Consider the following 15204-nt stretch of genomic DNA (forward strand, 5'->3'; position numbering starts at 1 on the left):
AGGCCGGAAAATCATCCCTGTGAATATTCGGCCAATATTATAATGTATTCCTAATTTAATGATTAATCGCATTGCGGGTGCTAGGCCCCAGGCGATATCCCGCCGGGATCTCCGCGCCGACGATACCGCCCGCCGGTTCGGCAAGCTGGCCGCCGCTAAGAGGTGGAATTTCCAGGCGGAACGAGGTCAGCTCGCCATCGCCTCTTCGTATTCCGACGACAGCATCAGCCATTCCTCTTCGGCGGCAGAGAGTTTTGCGGCGGCTTCTCCACGTTCCTTGGCTTTCTGCGCCGCCTTGGCGGGAGTTTTTTCGTAGAGGACGGGATCCGCAAGTTCTTTATCAAGAGCCTTGATCAGTTTCTCGAGCCTGGCGGTTACAGCCTCGATTTCGTTGATCTTTTTCTTGAGCGGCGCCAGCGATGCGCGCTTCTCGGCATTCGCCTTGCGCTGGTCCGCCTTTGAGGACGGATCTTCGGTCAGCTCAACCTTTTCGTCTTTTTTTTTGCCGGAGCTGACGATCAGGTTGCGGTATTCCTCCATGTCGCCTTCGAAATTCGACACGGTGCCGTTGTTGACGAGCCACAGCCGGTCGACGGTTGCCTCGATCAGATGACGGTCGTGGCTGATCAGGATGACGGCGCCTTCGTAGTCGTTGAGCGCCTCGATGAGCGCCCGGCGGCTGTCGATGTCGAGATGGTTGGTCGGTTCGTCGAGGATCAGCAGGTTCGGCGCATGGAAGGCGGCGAGGCCCATCAGCAGTCGCGCCTTTTCGCCGCCTGACAGGTCCTTTGCGGCCGTCGCCATCTTTTCCGTCGCAAGCCCCATCTGCGCCACGCGGGCGCGAACCTTGGCCTCGGGCGCATCGGGCATCAGCCGGCGCACGTGGGCAACGGGCGAATCCGCCGGCACGAGATCGTCGAGCTGGTGCTGGGCGAAGAAACCGATCTTCAGGTTGGGCGCGAGGCGGATATCTCCGCTTTCCGCCTTGAGGCGGCTGGCGATGAATTTGGCGAAGGTCGACTTGCCGTTGCCGTTCGAGCCGAGCAGGGCGATGCGGTCGTCGTTGTCGATGCGCAGCGTGATGTTCTTGAGGATCGGCTTGCCCGGCTCGTAGCCGACGGCGGCGTTCTGGATCGCGACGATCGGCGAGGCTGGCTGTTTTCCCGGCTCGGGAAAGGTGATCGGCTGCACGTGGTCCTCGATCACCGCTGCAACGGTACCCATGCGCTCCAGCGCCTTGACGCGGCTCTGCGCCTGCCGGGCCTTGGTGGCCTTGGCCTTGAAGCGGTCGATGAAGCTCTGCAGGTGCTTGCGGGCCGCCTCGTTCTTGGCCTTGGCCTTGGTCTGCAATTCGTCGGCCTCGGCCTTCTGCCGCTCGAACTGGTCGTAGCCGCCGCGGTAGAAGGTCAGCTTCTTCTGGTCGAGATGCACGATGGCGTTGACCGCGTTGTTGAGGAGGTCGCGGTCATGGCTGATGATGATGACGGTATGCGGATAACGCCGGATATAGTCTTCCAGCCACAACGTGCCTTCGAGATCGAGATAGTTGGTCGGTTCGTCGAGCAGCAGCAGGTCGGGCTCGGCAAACAGGACGGAGGCGAGCGCCACGCGCATCCGCCAGCCACCCGAAAACGACGAGGCCGGCCGGGACTGGGCCTCCTGGGAGAAGCCGAGACCTGCGAGAATGCTGGCCGCGCGCGCCTCTGCCGAATGCGCGTCGATATCGACGAGCCGCATCTGGATGTCGGCGATGCGATGCGGGTCGGTTGCGGTTTCAGCCTCGGCCAGCAGCGCGGCACGCTCCTTGTCGGCGGAAAGCACGATTTCGATCAGCGAATCCTCGGTACCCGGCGCCTCCTGCGCCACTTGGCCGAGACGCGCGTTTTTCGGGTAGGAGACCGAACCGGTTTCCGAGCCGAGCTCACCGGTTATGACCTTGAACAGCGTGGATTTGCCCGCGCCGTTGCGGCCGACGAGCCCGGCCTTGGTGCCCGCCGGAAGCGTCACGCTGGCATTGTCGAGGAGGAGGCGCCCGGCGATGCGGGCGGAAAGTTCGGTAATCGTGATCATGGCGGCGGTTTTGGCCGAAACCCCGTTTGTTGGCAAGGGCGGCCGGCGGGTTGGTATCTCGCTGTTCCGAGGGAAACAGAAGGCAGATGCACGCTCTGGTAGATGATTGCGGCGGCACTGCCGTCAGGCGTGGGTGATCACGCTGAATTTCAATCGGGAGCGAATGCCATGAGAATGAGAAGATGGACTTGGGCGGCGCTGGTGTCGGCATCCGCCATGATGATGCCGCTCGGCGCCGGGGCGGTGGAGTTTACGTGCTGGAACCCGGGCGGCGCGGATCTGGTGGCGGGGGCTGCCGAATACTGGACGCCGGAAAGAATTGCCAATGCAATTCCCGACGGCGAGATGCTACAGACGCCGCCCACGGCCTGGTCTCGAAGCGACCGCGAAGACGGTCTCGTGGGCGATGCGGAGCGGGCGCCGATCGGCGAAGCGCCCTACAAATATGGCGGCAAACTGGTCTACACGCGCGGCGGGCACGATTATTCCGCCAGTGCCCAATTCGTCGCGGATGCCAATATCGTCATCGGCGCCGCCCACAGTCTTTGGAAAGGCGGTTTGGCGGCGAGCAACATCCGCTTCTATCAGGGATATTCCAACGGCGGCGGGACGCTCTACCACATGGACAGGGCGGCCGTGCTGTTGCGCTGGACCGAGATCGCGGACAACCCGCCGAGCCTGGCAAGTTCGCAGTTCGACTATTCCGTGATGCGCACCACCGCAGCCTCCGCCGTCGGAAAATACGAACTCGCCATCGACGGCGCCCACGTGGATGATGACGTGACGATCACCGGCTACCCCGGGAGGCTCGAGGGCGGCAATTACATGTATCGGGAAACGGCCCGCATCACGGTGCAGGCCGGCACCGCCTACGATGCGCGCCCGCATCCCATGTATGGCGGTGGTGCCAGCGGCGGGGCTTGGTTCGTAACGGCCGACAACGTGCATAAGGCAGTCAGCGTCGTCTCCAACGGTGCGCCCGACCACGTTTACGGTCCGAGTTTCACGCAGGATACCGCCGACCTGATCGCCATCGTCAAGAACGGCTGCCCGTAAGCGACCCCGGATCCCGGGCCGGTGGCGTCGGGGGCATCTCCGCATCGGTCCGGTGCCCGCAGAGGCATCCGCGCCATTCAGGCCGCAGGGTCTGAATGGCGCGAGATGATTTGCAGTGATCGCTCGTTGAAAATGATGATCCGGTGCTGCCGCATGCCGATCAGCCGTTCGCTTTTCCAAGCCTGGAGCTGCGCATTGATACGCGGCCGGCTGGCATTGATGAGTTGGGCCATCCGGCTCTGGGATATCGGTTTTTCGATGAGGATGCCGTCGCTCGTCGATCGTCCGTGGGCGGCGCCGAGGTCGAGCAGAAGACGCGCAAGGCGCGTCTCCAGCGGGTAAAGCGCCATTCCCTCCGCAAACATCATGGTGCGGTGGAGCTTTCTGGCGATCGTCCGCATGAGATATGAAGAGACTTGGGGGATCGTCGAAAGCTCGTTGAATGTCTTGCGGTCGATTTCGAGCAGCCGCGTCGCCCCGCAGATGACCGCGTTCGAGGAATGCCGGTAGTTGAGAGCGAACTCGATCTCGCCGACGGCGTCCCCCGGCTGAAGTTCCGAAAAGATCACCTCGTTGCCTTCCTCGGATATAAAATAAAGAGAAATTCCGCCTGAAAGTATAATGTAAAGTGTATCGCATGAATCTCCATTGAAGAACAGCGATTGTCGATCTCTGTATGTATTTATATTTATTCTTCGCGCAAAGGACGAAATAACGGATTCATCTGCGGCGCTGAACAATTCTATTTTTCTCATCTCATCCGAGATTTTCTGATTCTTCGTTGTTTTCATGTGCTCTTGACCACCCTGTGACCGGAAGCGCGGTTAGCGTCCGTTGGGCAGATATTTATCAATAATGCAAACTAGGGTTGTTGCATTGGTTACATATCTTGAGATTTAAATATTCTAGGTTGTGTTTGTGCCAAGGCATTCCGCACAAAGAGATGCCGGGAGCGCAAACGCCGTCACCGCGTGGTGTGGTGCGGCAAACCCAAAGAGGAGAGGTATTATGACGATTTATATGGGCCAGAACTCGATCAAGGCCTTCCGCGCGCAGGCCGCGGGACAGCCTTACAGCCTCACGGTTTTGAACGAGAATGCGAAATGGCAGCAGTTCGCCCTGTTCCAGACGATCCCCCAGGTCATCGGGCCGTCGGTCGATCCGCTGTCGCTTGCCTGGATGGTCGGCGGCGCCGCGGCCGGCAGCCCGGACCAGCCGAGCACGTCGTCGTTCAACTGGACGATCGACTACTCCCTGACGGTCGGCTACATTCAGCAGCTGGGCTCCGCGGGCTCGCCGCGTTCCTTCCAGACCGCAAGCTCGGTCGGCGTCATGATCGACAGCCAGAATACGGTGCCGGTGACCTATCAGGGGCCGTTCCCCTACGGTGCCCCCGGTTTTCCGGAGGGTCCCTCCGACGGTGTCAAGGGTCTTATCGTCGCCAAGGCGGACGGCACCATTCCGACCGTCCCGGTGCAGACCAGCAAGAGCGTCTACGTCAATGTCGGCATCGCCATGGCCCGCAAGCCGACCATCGCCGTCCAGCTCGAGCCCAACCTCGTCTATCAGTTCACTCCGAAACCGAGATACTACATTCTCGCCGGCTCTTTCGTCGAAGGCCAGGTGATCGACACGGCCACCTCTTCGTCGGCCTATGAGGTGAGCTTTACCGGCATCACGGACGTTTCCGTGCGGTTCACGCAGCAGAACCAGTTCATGCCGGCATAACGCCTCCGGCTGCCCGCCGTCGGCTTTTCAACAGGATCGGTGGTCGGACGCGTTACCCCAGCCGGCAACCGGTCCTCGTTCATAAATTGGAGGCCGTGGGAAACCGCGGCCTTCTGGTCGGGGAGATATATCGCCCTAGGACGTCCGTTTCGCCGCGCCGCCGTGAAGTGCGACAATCAGGCGTGGGTTGGCCTTGGCTGCTTCAAGCGCCGTGCCGGCCTGGAGGCGGAGCTCCTGCGGTGAGAAGGCGTCGGCGGTGAGCGCCGCGCCGACCGAGAGACCGATCCCGCTCGTGCCGTCGGAGGCGGCGAAGACGAGATTGTCGGTGATAGAGGCGATCAGCCGTTCGGCGATCGGCTGCACGCTGTCGCGGCCGACGTCGCGGAAGACGAAGGCGAAATCGCCCTTGCCGATGCGCGCCAGGAAATCGTTCTTCTTGATCGCCTTGCGGAAGATCGAGGCCGCCTTTTTGATGATCCGGTTGACGGCGGGTTCACCGTAGGTGCGGGCGAGGTGCGGAAGGTCGGGGATCGTTACCAGGAACAGCGCGGTATCGCGGCTGTCGGCATCCACGCCATAAAGCGCCTCCAGCCGTTCGGCGAGAGCGGCATGGTTCGGCAGCGAGGTCAGCCGGTCGCGCAGTGTCACCGAGCGGGCAGCCGAGGCCTCGCGCTCGGCCTTGACGAGACGGTCGGCGCCGGCTCTGAGGATCGCTTCCAGCTCGGTTTCGGCGACCACGGCATCGGAGAGCGAGACGCTCAGGTATTCGATTTCGGCGAGAATATCCTCAGGCCCGGCCGTACTGTCCTGGCGCAGGCTGCGGGCGACGGTTTCCAGCACGCGGGTAAAACCCTTCTTCTGGGTAACGCCGCTTGCCATCTTGTCCCGCAGTTCCAGCAGCAGCTTTATTTCCTGATCGCGCCCCCTGACGGGCATGAGCGCGACGAAAGAGGGGAGCTGATGGCGCAGCCCCATCTCATCGAGCACCGTTTGGGAAGGACCGGGCGGGAGCGCCAGCACTTCGCGCGAAAGGGCGGGGTCGGCACCGAGGAGCGCCTCGTGGAAAAGCTCGTAATTGCGCGGCAGGCCGCTCACGTCCAGCTTCGCCATGAGCTGGACGACAGCCTGCAGGCCGCGATCCTGTCCCGTTCTGTTCGCTTCGCCCGCCATGTCTCGTCCCCACAGTTTGATCCGGTTTGTTCGATAGTGCGACAAGCCATGCGGCCGCGGCTTTTAACATTTGCTAAAAAGGGCCGGATCCTCGGGCGTTACGGTTAAGAGATCGCCGAAATGGTCGATCGAATGCGATCCATGAAATTTCCTGATTGGATTCAAACGAGAATTTGCTTTCAATATCGCCGGCCCAACACCCGGATCAGGAGCCTGCCATGACCCGTATACTCTATTCGCTCTGCGGCGCCGACGAGAGCCGCCCGTTTTCGCCGCATTGCTGGAAAGTCGTGCAGGCGCTCGCCCACAAGGGCCTCGATTTCATCGAGAAGCCGACACCGTTTACCGAGATCCCCAGCCTCGAAGGCGGGTTTTCGAAGACCGTGCCGATCCTCAGGGACGGCAACGAGCTGATCCGCGACAGTTTCGAGATCGCGCTTTACCTGGAAGAGACCTATCCGGACCGCCCGACGCTGTTCGGCGGAGAGGCCGGCAAGGCGCTCGCCCGTTTCGTCGAGGGGTTTTCCCAGATGGTGGTGCATACCGCGATCACCAGGATCGCGGTCAAGAACATTCACGACATGCTCGGCGAGACGGACCAGGTCTATTTCCGCACCAGCCGCGAGGCCCGGCTCGGCAGGACGCTCGAAGAGATCGACGCCAGCCGCCAGGCGGAGATCGACGGTTTCGCGCCGAAGCTGGAGCCGATCCGTCATGCGCTGAAGTATCATGACTTTATCGGCGGCGACCGCCCGCTTTTCGTCGATTACATCCTGTTCGGCGCGCTGCAGTGGATGCGCGTCACGGCCGGCACCAAGGTGTTTTCCGATGACGACCCGGTCGGGTTGTGGTTCGAACGCTGCCTCGACCTGCACAATGGCGTCGGACGCAGTGTGACAGCGGCGTGAAATTGCCCGAACCCCCTTGTTTCCAGCGAGAGGGGCGGGTAAAGACCGCCCACTTTCCCCCTTAATCACGGGGCCACAGGAAACGAAGGATAGAACAATGGCGATTGAACGCACGTTTTCGATGATCAAGCCGGATGCCACCAAGCGCAACCTGACGGGCGCCATCACCAAGGTGTTTGAAGACAATGGCCTGCGCGTCATCGCTTCCAAGCGCGTCTGGATGAGCAAGCGCGAAGCCGAAGGCTTCTACGCCGTTCACAAGGAACGCCCGTTCTTCGGTGAACTCGTCGAAGGCATGACCTCCGGCCCGACCATCGTCCAGGTCCTGGAAGGCGAAAACGCCATCCTGAAGAACCGCGAGATCATGGGCGCCACGAACCCGGCCAACGCCGACGAAGGCACCATCCGCAAGACCTTCGCTCTCTCGATCGGCGAAAACTCGGTCCACGGTTCCGACGCTCCGGAAACCGCCGCCCAGGAAATCGCCTACTGGTTCTCCGAAACCGAGATCGTCGGCTGATTTCAGCCCGTCTCGACGGAAGATTTTGATGAAACCGGGGTTTTGGCCCCGGTTTTTTCGTTTTGGGATATTCGGCTGGCGTCTGCCGCTTCAGGCAGGGCAGTCGTCGTCCCGGCCGTAGTCCACCGTCCCGTCCGGCTTGAAGACCTCCGGGTTCCGCTCGTAGCCGGCACCGAGTACCAGCGGCTTGCTGGGAAGCACCGACTGGTCGACATCGGAGACGAGCCGGGTCCTCAACTCCTGCAACGTGCCGCCACTCGCATCCACCAGCCTGATATCGACGAAATACGGCTTGTCCTTGCGCACGCACCGGACATTGGGGCTCTGCAGTGTGATCTTGTTCCAGGCGGGGAAGATTTTTTCGTTGACGACGATCGGATCGCCGCCGGCGGGGTCATCGAATTTGGCGATCACCACGGCCCCGTCCGGTATCGGCCCGGTCTTGTTGAGCGTTACGAGATAGGTGGCGCTGGCGACCCGGTAGTTGAACACGAAGATATGCCCGCTCACCTCCACCAGCTTTTCCGTTTGCCGCTGGCAGGCCGCAAGAGCAAGGGCCGCAAGGCTGAAAACCACAAGCCGGCGCATCATGGGACGGCCTCCTTTTTCCTGCGATGATAATGGCGGTTGGCTTTGACGCGATTGCCGCAAACCGCCATGTCGCACCAGGTGCGGCTGCGGTTCCGGCTGCGATCGATGAACAGCCAGCCGCAGCTTCCGCAGATCTTCATGCGGGAAATCTCTTCGCCGGCAAGCAGCCTGAGTGCCGAATGGGCGGTCGCTGCTTCCAGCGAATTCCTTTCCGCCCGGCGCAGGATGACCGCCGTAGCTTCGAGGAAATCGGCAAGCAGTGCCTGTGCATCGTCGCCCAGCACCCGGGCGCGAAAATAGCGGTCTATGGCTTCACGCAGCGCAATGAACGGAGTGTGGTTGTCGGGCTGCATGGGTGCGAGATCGCCGAACAGCGCCCGCTCGGCGGAGAATTTCTCGGCCGCCTTCGGAAAGGCGTCCATCTGCTGCGGCTCGGCGAACCGGTCGACGCTGCGTGTCGGGTCGAAGCGCAGGATGACGCTGTTGGCGACATCCAGCGCCAGCGCGCCTCCGGCAAAACGATGCGGGGTCCAGGAAAAGCTCATGCGATATTATAACTGGTAAACTGCCATTGACCAGTTATATTCGTGGCCGCTATCGGAGTGCCCATGGCCTATCTGCTGCAGCAACTGGCGAATGCGTTTCCGCTGGCGGTGCTTTATGCGACGCTCGCCTTCGGATATTCGATCGCGTTTGCGGTGACGAAGCGGGCCGACATCACCTATGGCGCAATCTTCGCCTTCTCCGGCCATCTCTATCTGCTTTTTGCCCATTTCGGCTGGAACCGGCTGTGGCTGGTTCTGCCCGCGGCTCTGGCTTTGGGTGCCGCGGCGGGTATTGCTGGCGGCATCGGGGCAGGGGTGACGATCGGGCAGCTGGTGATGAGGCCGCTGGCAAGGATCTCGCCGAATGCGGTCATCGTCGCCTCGCTCGGCGTGCTGATGGTGCTGATGGAGGGCGCCCGGATCGCCGCCGATACGCGCGAACTGTGGCTGCCGCCCTTCCTCAACGACGCGGTCGTCTTCTGGCACGCGGACGGCTTTCCGGTGACGCTGACGCTGATCCAGCTGATCAACATCGCCATCATGCTGGCGGCCGTCGGAGCGGGCTATCTGGTGCTGGCATGCACCCATTGGGGCCGCATGTGGCGGGCGGTCTCGGACGACCCCCTCGCGGCTGAACTCTCGGGCACCAATTCCGCACGGGTTTTCGTCACGGCCTACGCGGCGGCAGCGCTCTACGCCTCCATCTGCGGCGTGCTCGCCACCTCCCATTACGGCACGATGGATTTTGGCGCAGGCCTGCTGTTCGGTCTGAAAGTGGTGCTGATCGCGGCAGCCGGCGGCCACTCCAACCCGCTGCGCTCGGCGGCGGGGGCCGCCGTCATAGGGCTCGCCGAAACGCTCTGGAGCGGTTACGGCCCGATCGTCTGGCGCGACCTTTTTGTGGTCGCGGTGCTGGTCATGGTTCTGGTGATGAGCCGACGGGAGCGGGTGGTGCCGTAGATCACCGCCACTTGTCGCGGGCGGTATCGTCCGCATCCTTGGCGGCGATCCAGTCGCCCTGAGAGCCGTCGGCGGCGTGTTCCTTCTTCCAGAAGGGGGCCGAGGTCTTCAAGAAGTCCATGACGAAATTTGCACCGTCGAAAGCCGCCTGCCGGTGCGGGGCGGCGGCGATGACCAGCACGATGTTTTCACCGGGCATGATCTTGCCAAAGCGGTGAATGGCGGTGAGGCCGATGAGCGAGAAACGCTCGATGGCGAGTTCGCCGATGCGGCGCATCTCCGCTTCGGCCATGCCGGGATAATGTTCGAGTTCCAGCGCTGACAGCGCGCCCTGTTCGTCGCGGCAGAGGCCCGTGAAGGTGACGACCGCGCCGATGTTCTTGCGGTCGGCGGTGAGGGCGGAGATTTCGGCCTGCAGATCGAAATCGGTGGCTTGGACGCGGATGCTGGGGGTGGTCATCTGAATGCCTCGCCGTGGGCCGCGACGGCCAACCAGAGTACTCCCTCATTCCTGTGCTTGTCACAGGAATCCAGCCACGGCGCGTCTGCGCCGTGAATGAACGTTTTCGCGGAGGCAAGTCTTCTACGCCCAAGGACTTGGGCGCGCTGGATTCCTGTGACAAGCACAGGAATGAGGGAGCGTGTGGTTCGCCCCGCCATCCCGATCACCCCCCGGTCATCGGCGGAAAGATGCCGATCTCCCGAGCGCCGGCGATCGGTTCGTCGTGTTCGGCGTGTTCCTGGTTGATGGCGACGCGGATGACGTCGGGGAACTGCAGCGCGTTCTCGTATTCCTCGCCTAATGTCGTCAGATGCGCGAGCAGATCGCCGACCGTGACGACGCCTGCCGGCAGGTCGAGGTCTTCCTCGGATTTGCCGATCCGTTCACGCACCCAGGCAAAATAGACGAGTTTGACGGTCATTCTTCGTCCACCAGATGTTTGACGCCGGCCTTGAAATAATCATAGCCCGAGTAGAAGGTCAGGATCGCGGCGAGCCAGAGAAGCACGATGCCCATCTGGGTCGTGTAGGGCAGGATCTTGTCGCCGGCAGGCCCGGCAAGCAGGAAGGCGATCGACACCATCTGGATCGTCGTCTTCCATTTGGCGATGCGCGTCACCGGCACGGAGACCTTCAGCGCGGCCAGATATTCGCGCAGGCCTGACACCAGGATTTCGCGGCAGAGGATGGTGATTGCCGCCCAGAGCGACCAGCCGGCGATCGTCTGGTCGGCGGCGAGCAACAGCAGCACCGCGGCGACCAGCAGCTTGTCGGCGATCGGATCGAGCATGCGGCCGATATTCGATGTCTGGTTCCAGATGCGGGCGAGATAACCGTCGAGATAGTCGGTGATCGAGGCGACGGCGAAGAGAATAAGCGCCGTCCAGCGTGCCACGTCCGAGCTTTCAAGCTGTCCCTCGATGAAAAAGCAGCCGACGATGATCGGAACTGCCACGATGCGCGCATAGGTCAGAAGATTGGGAATATTGTACGCGCGCGACGCCATGGGGAGCCTTCCGGATGTTTGCTCCTAGTTGATGTGTTGAGGTCGAAGCGTCAACAGGGTTTCGCGGCTTTTTTGCAGCCGATTGCGTCGGACGGGTTCGGGTGGCTGATCGGCGGCGAATAATTCCTCATCCCGCCCGGTTCTCGTGGAAATGGTTGTAGACCTGTTTGGCGACGGCCTCCGAAATTCCCTCGACCGCCATGAGGTCGGTCAGGCCCGCGCGCGAAACCGCCTTCGCCGTGCCGAAATGCTGCAGCAGCTTGCGCTTGCGGCCCGGGCCGATGCCGGAGATTTCGTCGAGCGGGTTCCTGACCATCTCCTTCTTGCGCCGCGCCCGGTGGGAGCCGATGGCGAAGCGATGCGCCTCGTCGCGCATGCGCTGGATGAAGTAGAGCACCGGGTCGCGCGGCGGCAGCGAGAAGTCGGATCGTCCGTCGGCGAAGAACCGCTCGCGGCCGGCATCGCGATCGACGCCCTTGGCGACGCCGATCGCGGTCACCACGTCGCGGATGCCGAGTTCGTCGAGAATGGCGCGCACCGCGGTCATCTGGCCCTGGCCGCCGTCGATCAGGATTACGTCGGGCCAGGCGGGGAAGGCGGCGTCGGCCGCATCCTCGGCGCTGGCGCCGGCAGCGGTGGAGCGGTCCGGAATGCCTTCCTCCTTCAGAAGACGGCTGAAACGGCGGGTCATCACCTCGCGCATCATGCCAAAGTCGTCTCCGGGGGTGATGTCGGTCGATTTGATGTTGAACTTGCGGTACTGGCTCTTCACGAACCCTTCCGGCCCCGCCACGACCATGCCGCCGACCGCATTGGTGCCCATGATATGCGAGTTGTCGTAGATTTCGATCCGGCGCGGTACGAAGGATAGCCCGAAGGTCTCCGCGAGCCCCTGCAGCAGGCGCGCCTGCGACGAGGTTTCCGCCAGCCGGCGGCCATGCGCCTCGCGGGCATTCGCGAGAACATGGTCTGTCAGGTCCTTTTTCTCACCCCGCTGCGGCACGGAGATCGTCACCTTGTGGCCCGCCTTCTCGGAAAAGGCGAGGGCGAGGAGATCCTGTTCCTCGACGGTTTCCGACAGCAGGATCTGCCTCGGCACCGGTTTGTCGTCATAGAACTGCGCCAGGAAGGCATTGAGCACTTCCGGGCCGGAGAGCTGCGGATCGGCCTTCGGGAAATAGGCGCGGTTGCCCCAGTTCTGGCCGGTCCTGAAGAAGAACACCTGTATGCAGGAGAGGCCGCCCTCGTTGTAGATGGCGAAGACGTCCGCCTCCTCGACACCGGCCGGATTGATGCCCTGGTGGCTCTGGACGTGGGAGAGCGCCGCCAGCCGGTCGCGATAGATCGCGGCGCGCTCGAAATCGAGGTCTTCGGAGGCTTCCGCCATCTGGCGGGCGATCGCCGACTTGACGTTCTGGCTCTTGCCGGAGAGGAAATCCTTGGCCTCGCCCACCAGTTCCGCATAACCCTCGTCGCTGATCTCGTGGGTGCAGGGGCCCGAACAGCGCTTGATCTGAAAGAGCAGGCAGGGGCGGGTGCGGGTCTCGAACACGCTGTCGGTGCAGGTGCGCAAAAGGAAGGCGCGCTGCAGCGAGTTGATGGTGCGCCCGACGGCGGCCGCCGAGGCGAAGGGGCCGAAATAATCGCCCTTGCGTGCGCGTGCGCCGCGATGCTTGAAGATCGCCGGCGCCCGGTGGTCGCCGGTGATCATGATATAGGGGAAGGACTTGTCGTCGCGCAGCAGAACGTTGAAGCGCGGCCGCAGGCGCTTGATGAGGTTGGCTTCGAGCAGCAGGGCTTCAGTTTCCGTCCGCGTCGTGACGAATTCCATATGGGTGGTTTCGCGCACCATCCTGGCAAGGCGGTTGGAATGGACGCGGCCCTGCGCATAATTGCCGACGCGCTTCTTGAGGCTGCGCGCCTTGCCGACATAAAGCACGTCCTGCGCATCGTTGAACATGCGGTAGACGCCCGGCGCATTCGGCAGGTGCTTGACGAATTCGGCGATCAGGTCGGCGCCCTTCAGCCCCGTCTCGTTCTTCCAGCCCTCGTTCCAATCGATGGGCGCAGCGGGGCCCTGGCTCGGTTCTGCCACGACCACATCATCGTCGTCTTCTTCCGTCTCGTCATAGAGAACGCCGCCGTCGGGCAGCTTCGTTCCGTTCATTCCATAGTCTCCGCCGGATATCGACATCCGGCCATCACCGATTCGAACCACGCGCCCATGACATGTGCAGGCGACCGGCAGCTTGTCAAAATATTGCGCTGAAGCAGCCCGACTCCCTGCACGAAGGCCGCTGCCGGAGAAATAGTGTCTCGATGCGGATTTTGAAAGCGCTGGCGAGAATTCCGCCCTGTGCTCTTGACGAAGGCCGAAATGGCCGTTCCCGGGGTGGAATATTTAAGGCGGAAATCCGGCGGCAGGCGCTGCCGGCTCCAGCCGCCCGCCTGCGGAGAGGGGAAATACGTCCGTGTTTCTGCTCAGATTTCGGTTTCTACAGCCGACCGATCCGGTTTTGCTGCGAATACAAATGGAACCCGGCGAGCGGCGGTGGCGCCGGCTCATGCCGGCATGTGTATTGACTGAGTTGTTCTTCCGTATTAAGAAGTAATTTATGAATGTAAAAATATTTATATTCAAAGTAAGTATTGATTAAGGTTAATCAAACGTGTGTTGCGATACAGCAACATCAAATTTTGGCCTTCTGTGCGCCACAATCAATTCACATTTCGGCTCTTTCTATTCCTCAATTGACCTCCACATTCCGTTTCAGCGAGCAGGGAACAAATGTGTCGCCAACCATGTTGTCGCGGCGAATTCCCGGCGCAGCAGTAAAAGGAGAAAATGTATGCGTACTCTCATCGCAACTCTGATGGCCTCGGCAGCCAGCTTCATCGCCATCTCTGCGGCCAATGCCGCTGATGCCGTCGAACAAATTCCGCAGGCTCCGGTTGCAGTCGAAGAGCCGGCCCCGGCTGCCAGCTGGCAGGGTTTCTATCTCGGTGGTTATGGTCAGTATGACTGGGGCCGCTTCGGTAGCGGCGACCGTGACGGCCAGTTCGGCGGCGGTGCTTATACGGGCTACAACTTCCAGAGCGGCTCGATCGTCTACGGCGTTGAAGCAGACGTCGGCTACAACGGCACGAAGAGCACCACGGACGACGGCTTTGAAGGCAAGGCTGGCTGGAACGGCTCGGTTCGCGGCCGCGTCGGCTACGACCTCAACCCCTTCCTGATCTATGGTACGGCCGGTGTTGCCCTGCAGGACAACGAACTGCGCGACGCTACCTCATCCGACAACAAGACCGGCGTCGGTTACACGGTTGGTGCCGGTGCCGAAGCCTTCGTCACCAACAACATCACCGCTCGTGTGGAATACCGTTACACGGACTACGGTTCGGACAGCTACTCGCTCGATTCCGGTTCGGTCTCGAAGGGTTTCGACGATCACAGCGTCAAGGTTGGTATCGGCGTGAAGTTCTAAGTTCGATAGCCTTAACAGGCTGGGGAAAGCCCGGGCTTCGGTCCGGGCTTTTTTTGTTTCACGCCGCCGATTTCATGGCGGTGTAGGAGGCGAAGCGCTTGGCGAAGACATCCGGCCAGGAGGCAAGCTCCGGCCGGCCCTCGGCCCATTGGCCGTTGAAGCGCAGGTCGAGGTAACCGATCGTCGCGGCCAGCGCGAAATGGCCGCCATGCAGCTTCCTGCCGGTCTTCGGCAGGTTGTTTTCGAGATGGTCGAGCCCGCGCACCACCTTGCTCCACTGCTTGTCGATCCAGGGCTGATGGACCTTGCTTTCTTCGCGCGAGCGACGCTCGTAGACGATCGCCAGAAGGCAATCCATGATGCCGTCGCAGAGCGCTTCCAGCACTTCGGCCTCGGTGCGCTTGGCATCCTTCTTCGGGTAGAGCTTGCCGCCCGACTGACGGTCGAGCCAGTGCATGATCGCGATACTGTCGTAGATCGGCGGCTCACCCTCGCGGATCAGAACCGGGATCTTGCCGAGCGGGTTGTTGTCGATGAGTTCCGGCGGGGCGGCGTTGGTATCGGTCTTCACCTCGGTGATCTCGATGCCGAGATGGCGCGCCGCCATGCGCACCTTGGCGGAATAGGGCGAGGCCGGGGAATAAAGCAGCTTCATGGTCTTGTC

At 61.8% G+C, this 15204-nt stretch carries 16 protein-coding genes; 6 read left to right on the forward strand and 10 right to left on the reverse strand.

All coding sequences use genetic code 11. The features are described 5' to 3' along the window. Positions 1 to 186 precede the first annotated feature (186 nt). A complete protein-coding gene (locus ACSQ8R_RS04560) occupies positions 187 to 2070 on the reverse strand; it encodes an ABC-F family ATP-binding cassette domain-containing protein (RefSeq protein ID WP_436252293.1) in 1884 nt (627 codons plus the stop codon). 168 nt (positions 2071 to 2238) lie between these two features. On the opposite strand from ACSQ8R_RS04560, the gene ACSQ8R_RS04565 reads away from it, so the two are divergent. Then, positions 2239 to 3126 carry a hypothetical protein gene (locus ACSQ8R_RS04565; protein WP_436252294.1) on the forward strand — a complete coding sequence of 296 codons (888 nt, stop codon included), beginning with the start codon at positions 2239 to 2241 and terminating at the stop codon, positions 3124 to 3126. 77 nt (positions 3127 to 3203) lie between these two features. Here the strand turns inward: ACSQ8R_RS04565 and ACSQ8R_RS04570 are convergent, their stop codons facing one another. Then, on the reverse strand, positions 3204 to 3917 hold the full coding sequence (locus tag ACSQ8R_RS04570; RefSeq protein ID WP_436252295.1) for a Crp/Fnr family transcriptional regulator: 714 nt from the start codon (positions 3915 to 3917) through the stop codon (positions 3204 to 3206). Positions 3918 to 4134: 217 nt separating this feature from the next. Here ACSQ8R_RS04570 and ACSQ8R_RS04575 point away from each other — a divergent pair, with 217 nt between their 5' ends. Next, the gene (locus ACSQ8R_RS04575) at positions 4135 to 4854 is read left to right on the forward strand and encodes a hypothetical protein (RefSeq protein ID WP_436252296.1); all 720 of its coding nucleotides are present in this window, start codon (positions 4135 to 4137) and stop codon (positions 4852 to 4854) included. 135 nt (positions 4855 to 4989) lie between these two features. Here ACSQ8R_RS04575 and ACSQ8R_RS04580 read toward each other — a convergent pair whose 3' ends face one another. Continuing rightward, complete coding sequence (locus ACSQ8R_RS04580) at positions 4990 to 6024, reverse strand: GGDEF domain-containing protein (protein WP_436252297.1); 1035 nt, start codon at positions 6022 to 6024, stop codon at positions 4990 to 4992. Positions 6025 to 6242: 218 nt separating this feature from the next. Between ACSQ8R_RS04580 and ACSQ8R_RS04585 the strand changes: the two genes are divergently transcribed. Both ACSQ8R_RS04585 and ndk read left to right on the forward strand, forming a co-directional pair. After that, positions 6243 to 6932, forward strand: a complete 690-nt coding sequence (locus ACSQ8R_RS04585) for a glutathione S-transferase family protein (protein WP_436252298.1) — start codon at positions 6243 to 6245, stop codon at positions 6930 to 6932. A gap of 97 nt (positions 6933 to 7029) precedes the next feature. Next, complete coding sequence (gene ndk / locus ACSQ8R_RS04590; RefSeq protein WP_007769585.1) at positions 7030 to 7452, forward strand: nucleoside-diphosphate kinase; 423 nt, start codon at positions 7030 to 7032, stop codon at positions 7450 to 7452. A gap of 90 nt (positions 7453 to 7542) precedes the next feature. Here the strand turns inward: ndk and ACSQ8R_RS04595 are convergent, their stop codons facing one another. Then, positions 7543 to 8040, reverse strand: coding sequence for a hypothetical protein (locus ACSQ8R_RS04595; RefSeq protein ID WP_436255380.1), 498 nt, complete (start codon positions 8038 to 8040; stop codon positions 7543 to 7545). Beyond that, positions 8040 to 8588 carry a CGNR zinc finger domain-containing protein gene (locus ACSQ8R_RS04600; protein ID WP_436252299.1) on the reverse strand — a complete coding sequence of 183 codons (549 nt, stop codon included), beginning with the start codon at positions 8586 to 8588 and terminating at the stop codon, positions 8040 to 8042. Before ACSQ8R_RS04600 ends, ACSQ8R_RS04595 begins: the two co-directional genes overlap by 1 nt. Positions 8589 to 8651: 63 nt before the next feature. Here ACSQ8R_RS04600 and ACSQ8R_RS04605 point away from each other — a divergent pair, with 63 nt between their 5' ends. After that, positions 8652 to 9548, forward strand: coding sequence for a branched-chain amino acid ABC transporter permease (locus ACSQ8R_RS04605; RefSeq protein WP_436252300.1), 897 nt, complete (start codon positions 8652 to 8654; stop codon positions 9546 to 9548). A 1-nt stretch (position 9549) separates the two neighbouring features. Here ACSQ8R_RS04605 and ACSQ8R_RS04610 read toward each other — a convergent pair whose 3' ends face one another. The 4 genes from ACSQ8R_RS04610 to uvrC form a co-directional block, all read right to left on the reverse strand. Next, the gene (locus ACSQ8R_RS04610) at positions 9550 to 10008 is read right to left on the reverse strand and encodes a molybdenum cofactor biosynthesis protein MoaE (protein ID WP_436252301.1); all 459 of its coding nucleotides are present in this window, start codon (positions 10006 to 10008) and stop codon (positions 9550 to 9552) included. A gap of 205 nt (positions 10009 to 10213) precedes the next feature. Continuing rightward, complete coding sequence (gene moaD / locus ACSQ8R_RS04615; protein ID WP_436252302.1) at positions 10214 to 10471, reverse strand: molybdopterin converting factor subunit 1; 258 nt, start codon at positions 10469 to 10471, stop codon at positions 10214 to 10216. Continuing rightward, the gene (gene pgsA / locus ACSQ8R_RS04620; protein WP_436252303.1) at positions 10468 to 11055 is read right to left on the reverse strand and encodes a CDP-diacylglycerol--glycerol-3-phosphate 3-phosphatidyltransferase; all 588 of its coding nucleotides are present in this window, start codon (positions 11053 to 11055) and stop codon (positions 10468 to 10470) included. The genes moaD and pgsA overlap by 4 nt, the downstream gene beginning before the upstream one ends. Before the next feature lie 127 nt (positions 11056 to 11182). After that, positions 11183 to 13222, reverse strand: a complete 2040-nt coding sequence (gene uvrC / locus ACSQ8R_RS04625) for an excinuclease ABC subunit UvrC (protein ID WP_436252304.1) — start codon at positions 13220 to 13222, stop codon at positions 11183 to 11185. A gap of 682 nt (positions 13223 to 13904) precedes the next feature. Between uvrC and ACSQ8R_RS04630 the strand changes: the two genes are divergently transcribed. Continuing rightward, entirely contained in the window at positions 13905 to 14540 is a 636-nt protein-coding gene (locus ACSQ8R_RS04630) for an outer membrane protein (RefSeq protein ID WP_210011322.1), read from the forward strand. 58 nt (positions 14541 to 14598) lie between these two features. Here ACSQ8R_RS04630 and ACSQ8R_RS04635 read toward each other — a convergent pair whose 3' ends face one another. Next, entirely contained in the window at positions 14599 to 15195 is a 597-nt protein-coding gene (locus ACSQ8R_RS04635) for a glutathione S-transferase (RefSeq protein ID WP_436252305.1), read from the reverse strand. Positions 15196 to 15204 lie beyond the last annotated feature (9 nt).

This window comes from Neorhizobium sp. LjRoot104, assembly GCF_964253725.1.
Lineage (GTDB): Bacteria > Pseudomonadota > Alphaproteobacteria > Rhizobiales > Rhizobiaceae > Neorhizobium.

What these genes read in the sequence shown, in the direction of transcription:
- uvrC (WP_436252304.1), bottom strand. Translation starts at nt 13,222, where the DNA reads ATGAACGGAACGAAGCTGCCCGACGGCGGCGTTCTCTATGACGAGACG.
- ACSQ8R_RS04570 (WP_436252295.1), bottom strand. Translation starts at nt 3,917, where the DNA reads ATGAAAACAACGAAGAATCAGAAAATCTCGGATGAGATGAGAAAAATA.
- ACSQ8R_RS04605 (WP_436252300.1), top strand. Translation starts at nt 8,652, where the DNA reads ATGGCCTATCTGCTGCAGCAACTGGCGAATGCGTTTCCGCTGGCGGTG.
- ACSQ8R_RS04580 (WP_436252297.1), bottom strand. Translation starts at nt 6,024, where the DNA reads ATGGCGGGCGAAGCGAACAGAACGGGACAGGATCGCGGCCTGCAGGCT.
- ndk (WP_007769585.1), top strand. Translation starts at nt 7,030, where the DNA reads ATGGCGATTGAACGCACGTTTTCGATGATCAAGCCGGATGCCACCAAG.
- pgsA (WP_436252303.1), bottom strand. Translation starts at nt 11,055, where the DNA reads ATGGCGTCGCGCGCGTACAATATTCCCAATCTTCTGACCTATGCGCGC.
- ACSQ8R_RS04565 (WP_436252294.1), top strand. Translation starts at nt 2,239, where the DNA reads ATGAGAATGAGAAGATGGACTTGGGCGGCGCTGGTGTCGGCATCCGCC.
- ACSQ8R_RS04575 (WP_436252296.1), top strand. Translation starts at nt 4,135, where the DNA reads ATGACGATTTATATGGGCCAGAACTCGATCAAGGCCTTCCGCGCGCAG.
- ACSQ8R_RS04585 (WP_436252298.1), top strand. Translation starts at nt 6,243, where the DNA reads ATGACCCGTATACTCTATTCGCTCTGCGGCGCCGACGAGAGCCGCCCG.
- ACSQ8R_RS04595 (WP_436255380.1), bottom strand. Translation starts at nt 8,040, where the DNA reads ATGCGCCGGCTTGTGGTTTTCAGCCTTGCGGCCCTTGCTCTTGCGGCC.
- ACSQ8R_RS04600 (WP_436252299.1), bottom strand. Translation starts at nt 8,588, where the DNA reads ATGAGCTTTTCCTGGACCCCGCATCGTTTTGCCGGAGGCGCGCTGGCG.
- ACSQ8R_RS04610 (WP_436252301.1), bottom strand. Translation starts at nt 10,008, where the DNA reads ATGACCACCCCCAGCATCCGCGTCCAAGCCACCGATTTCGATCTGCAG.
- ACSQ8R_RS04630 (WP_210011322.1), top strand. Translation starts at nt 13,905, where the DNA reads ATGCGTACTCTCATCGCAACTCTGATGGCCTCGGCAGCCAGCTTCATC.
- moaD (WP_436252302.1), bottom strand. Translation starts at nt 10,471, where the DNA reads ATGACCGTCAAACTCGTCTATTTTGCCTGGGTGCGTGAACGGATCGGC.
- ACSQ8R_RS04560 (WP_436252293.1), bottom strand. Translation starts at nt 2,070, where the DNA reads ATGATCACGATTACCGAACTTTCCGCCCGCATCGCCGGGCGCCTCCTC.
- ACSQ8R_RS04635 (WP_436252305.1), bottom strand. Translation starts at nt 15,195, where the DNA reads ATGAAGCTGCTTTATTCCCCGGCCTCGCCCTATTCCGCCAAGGTGCGC.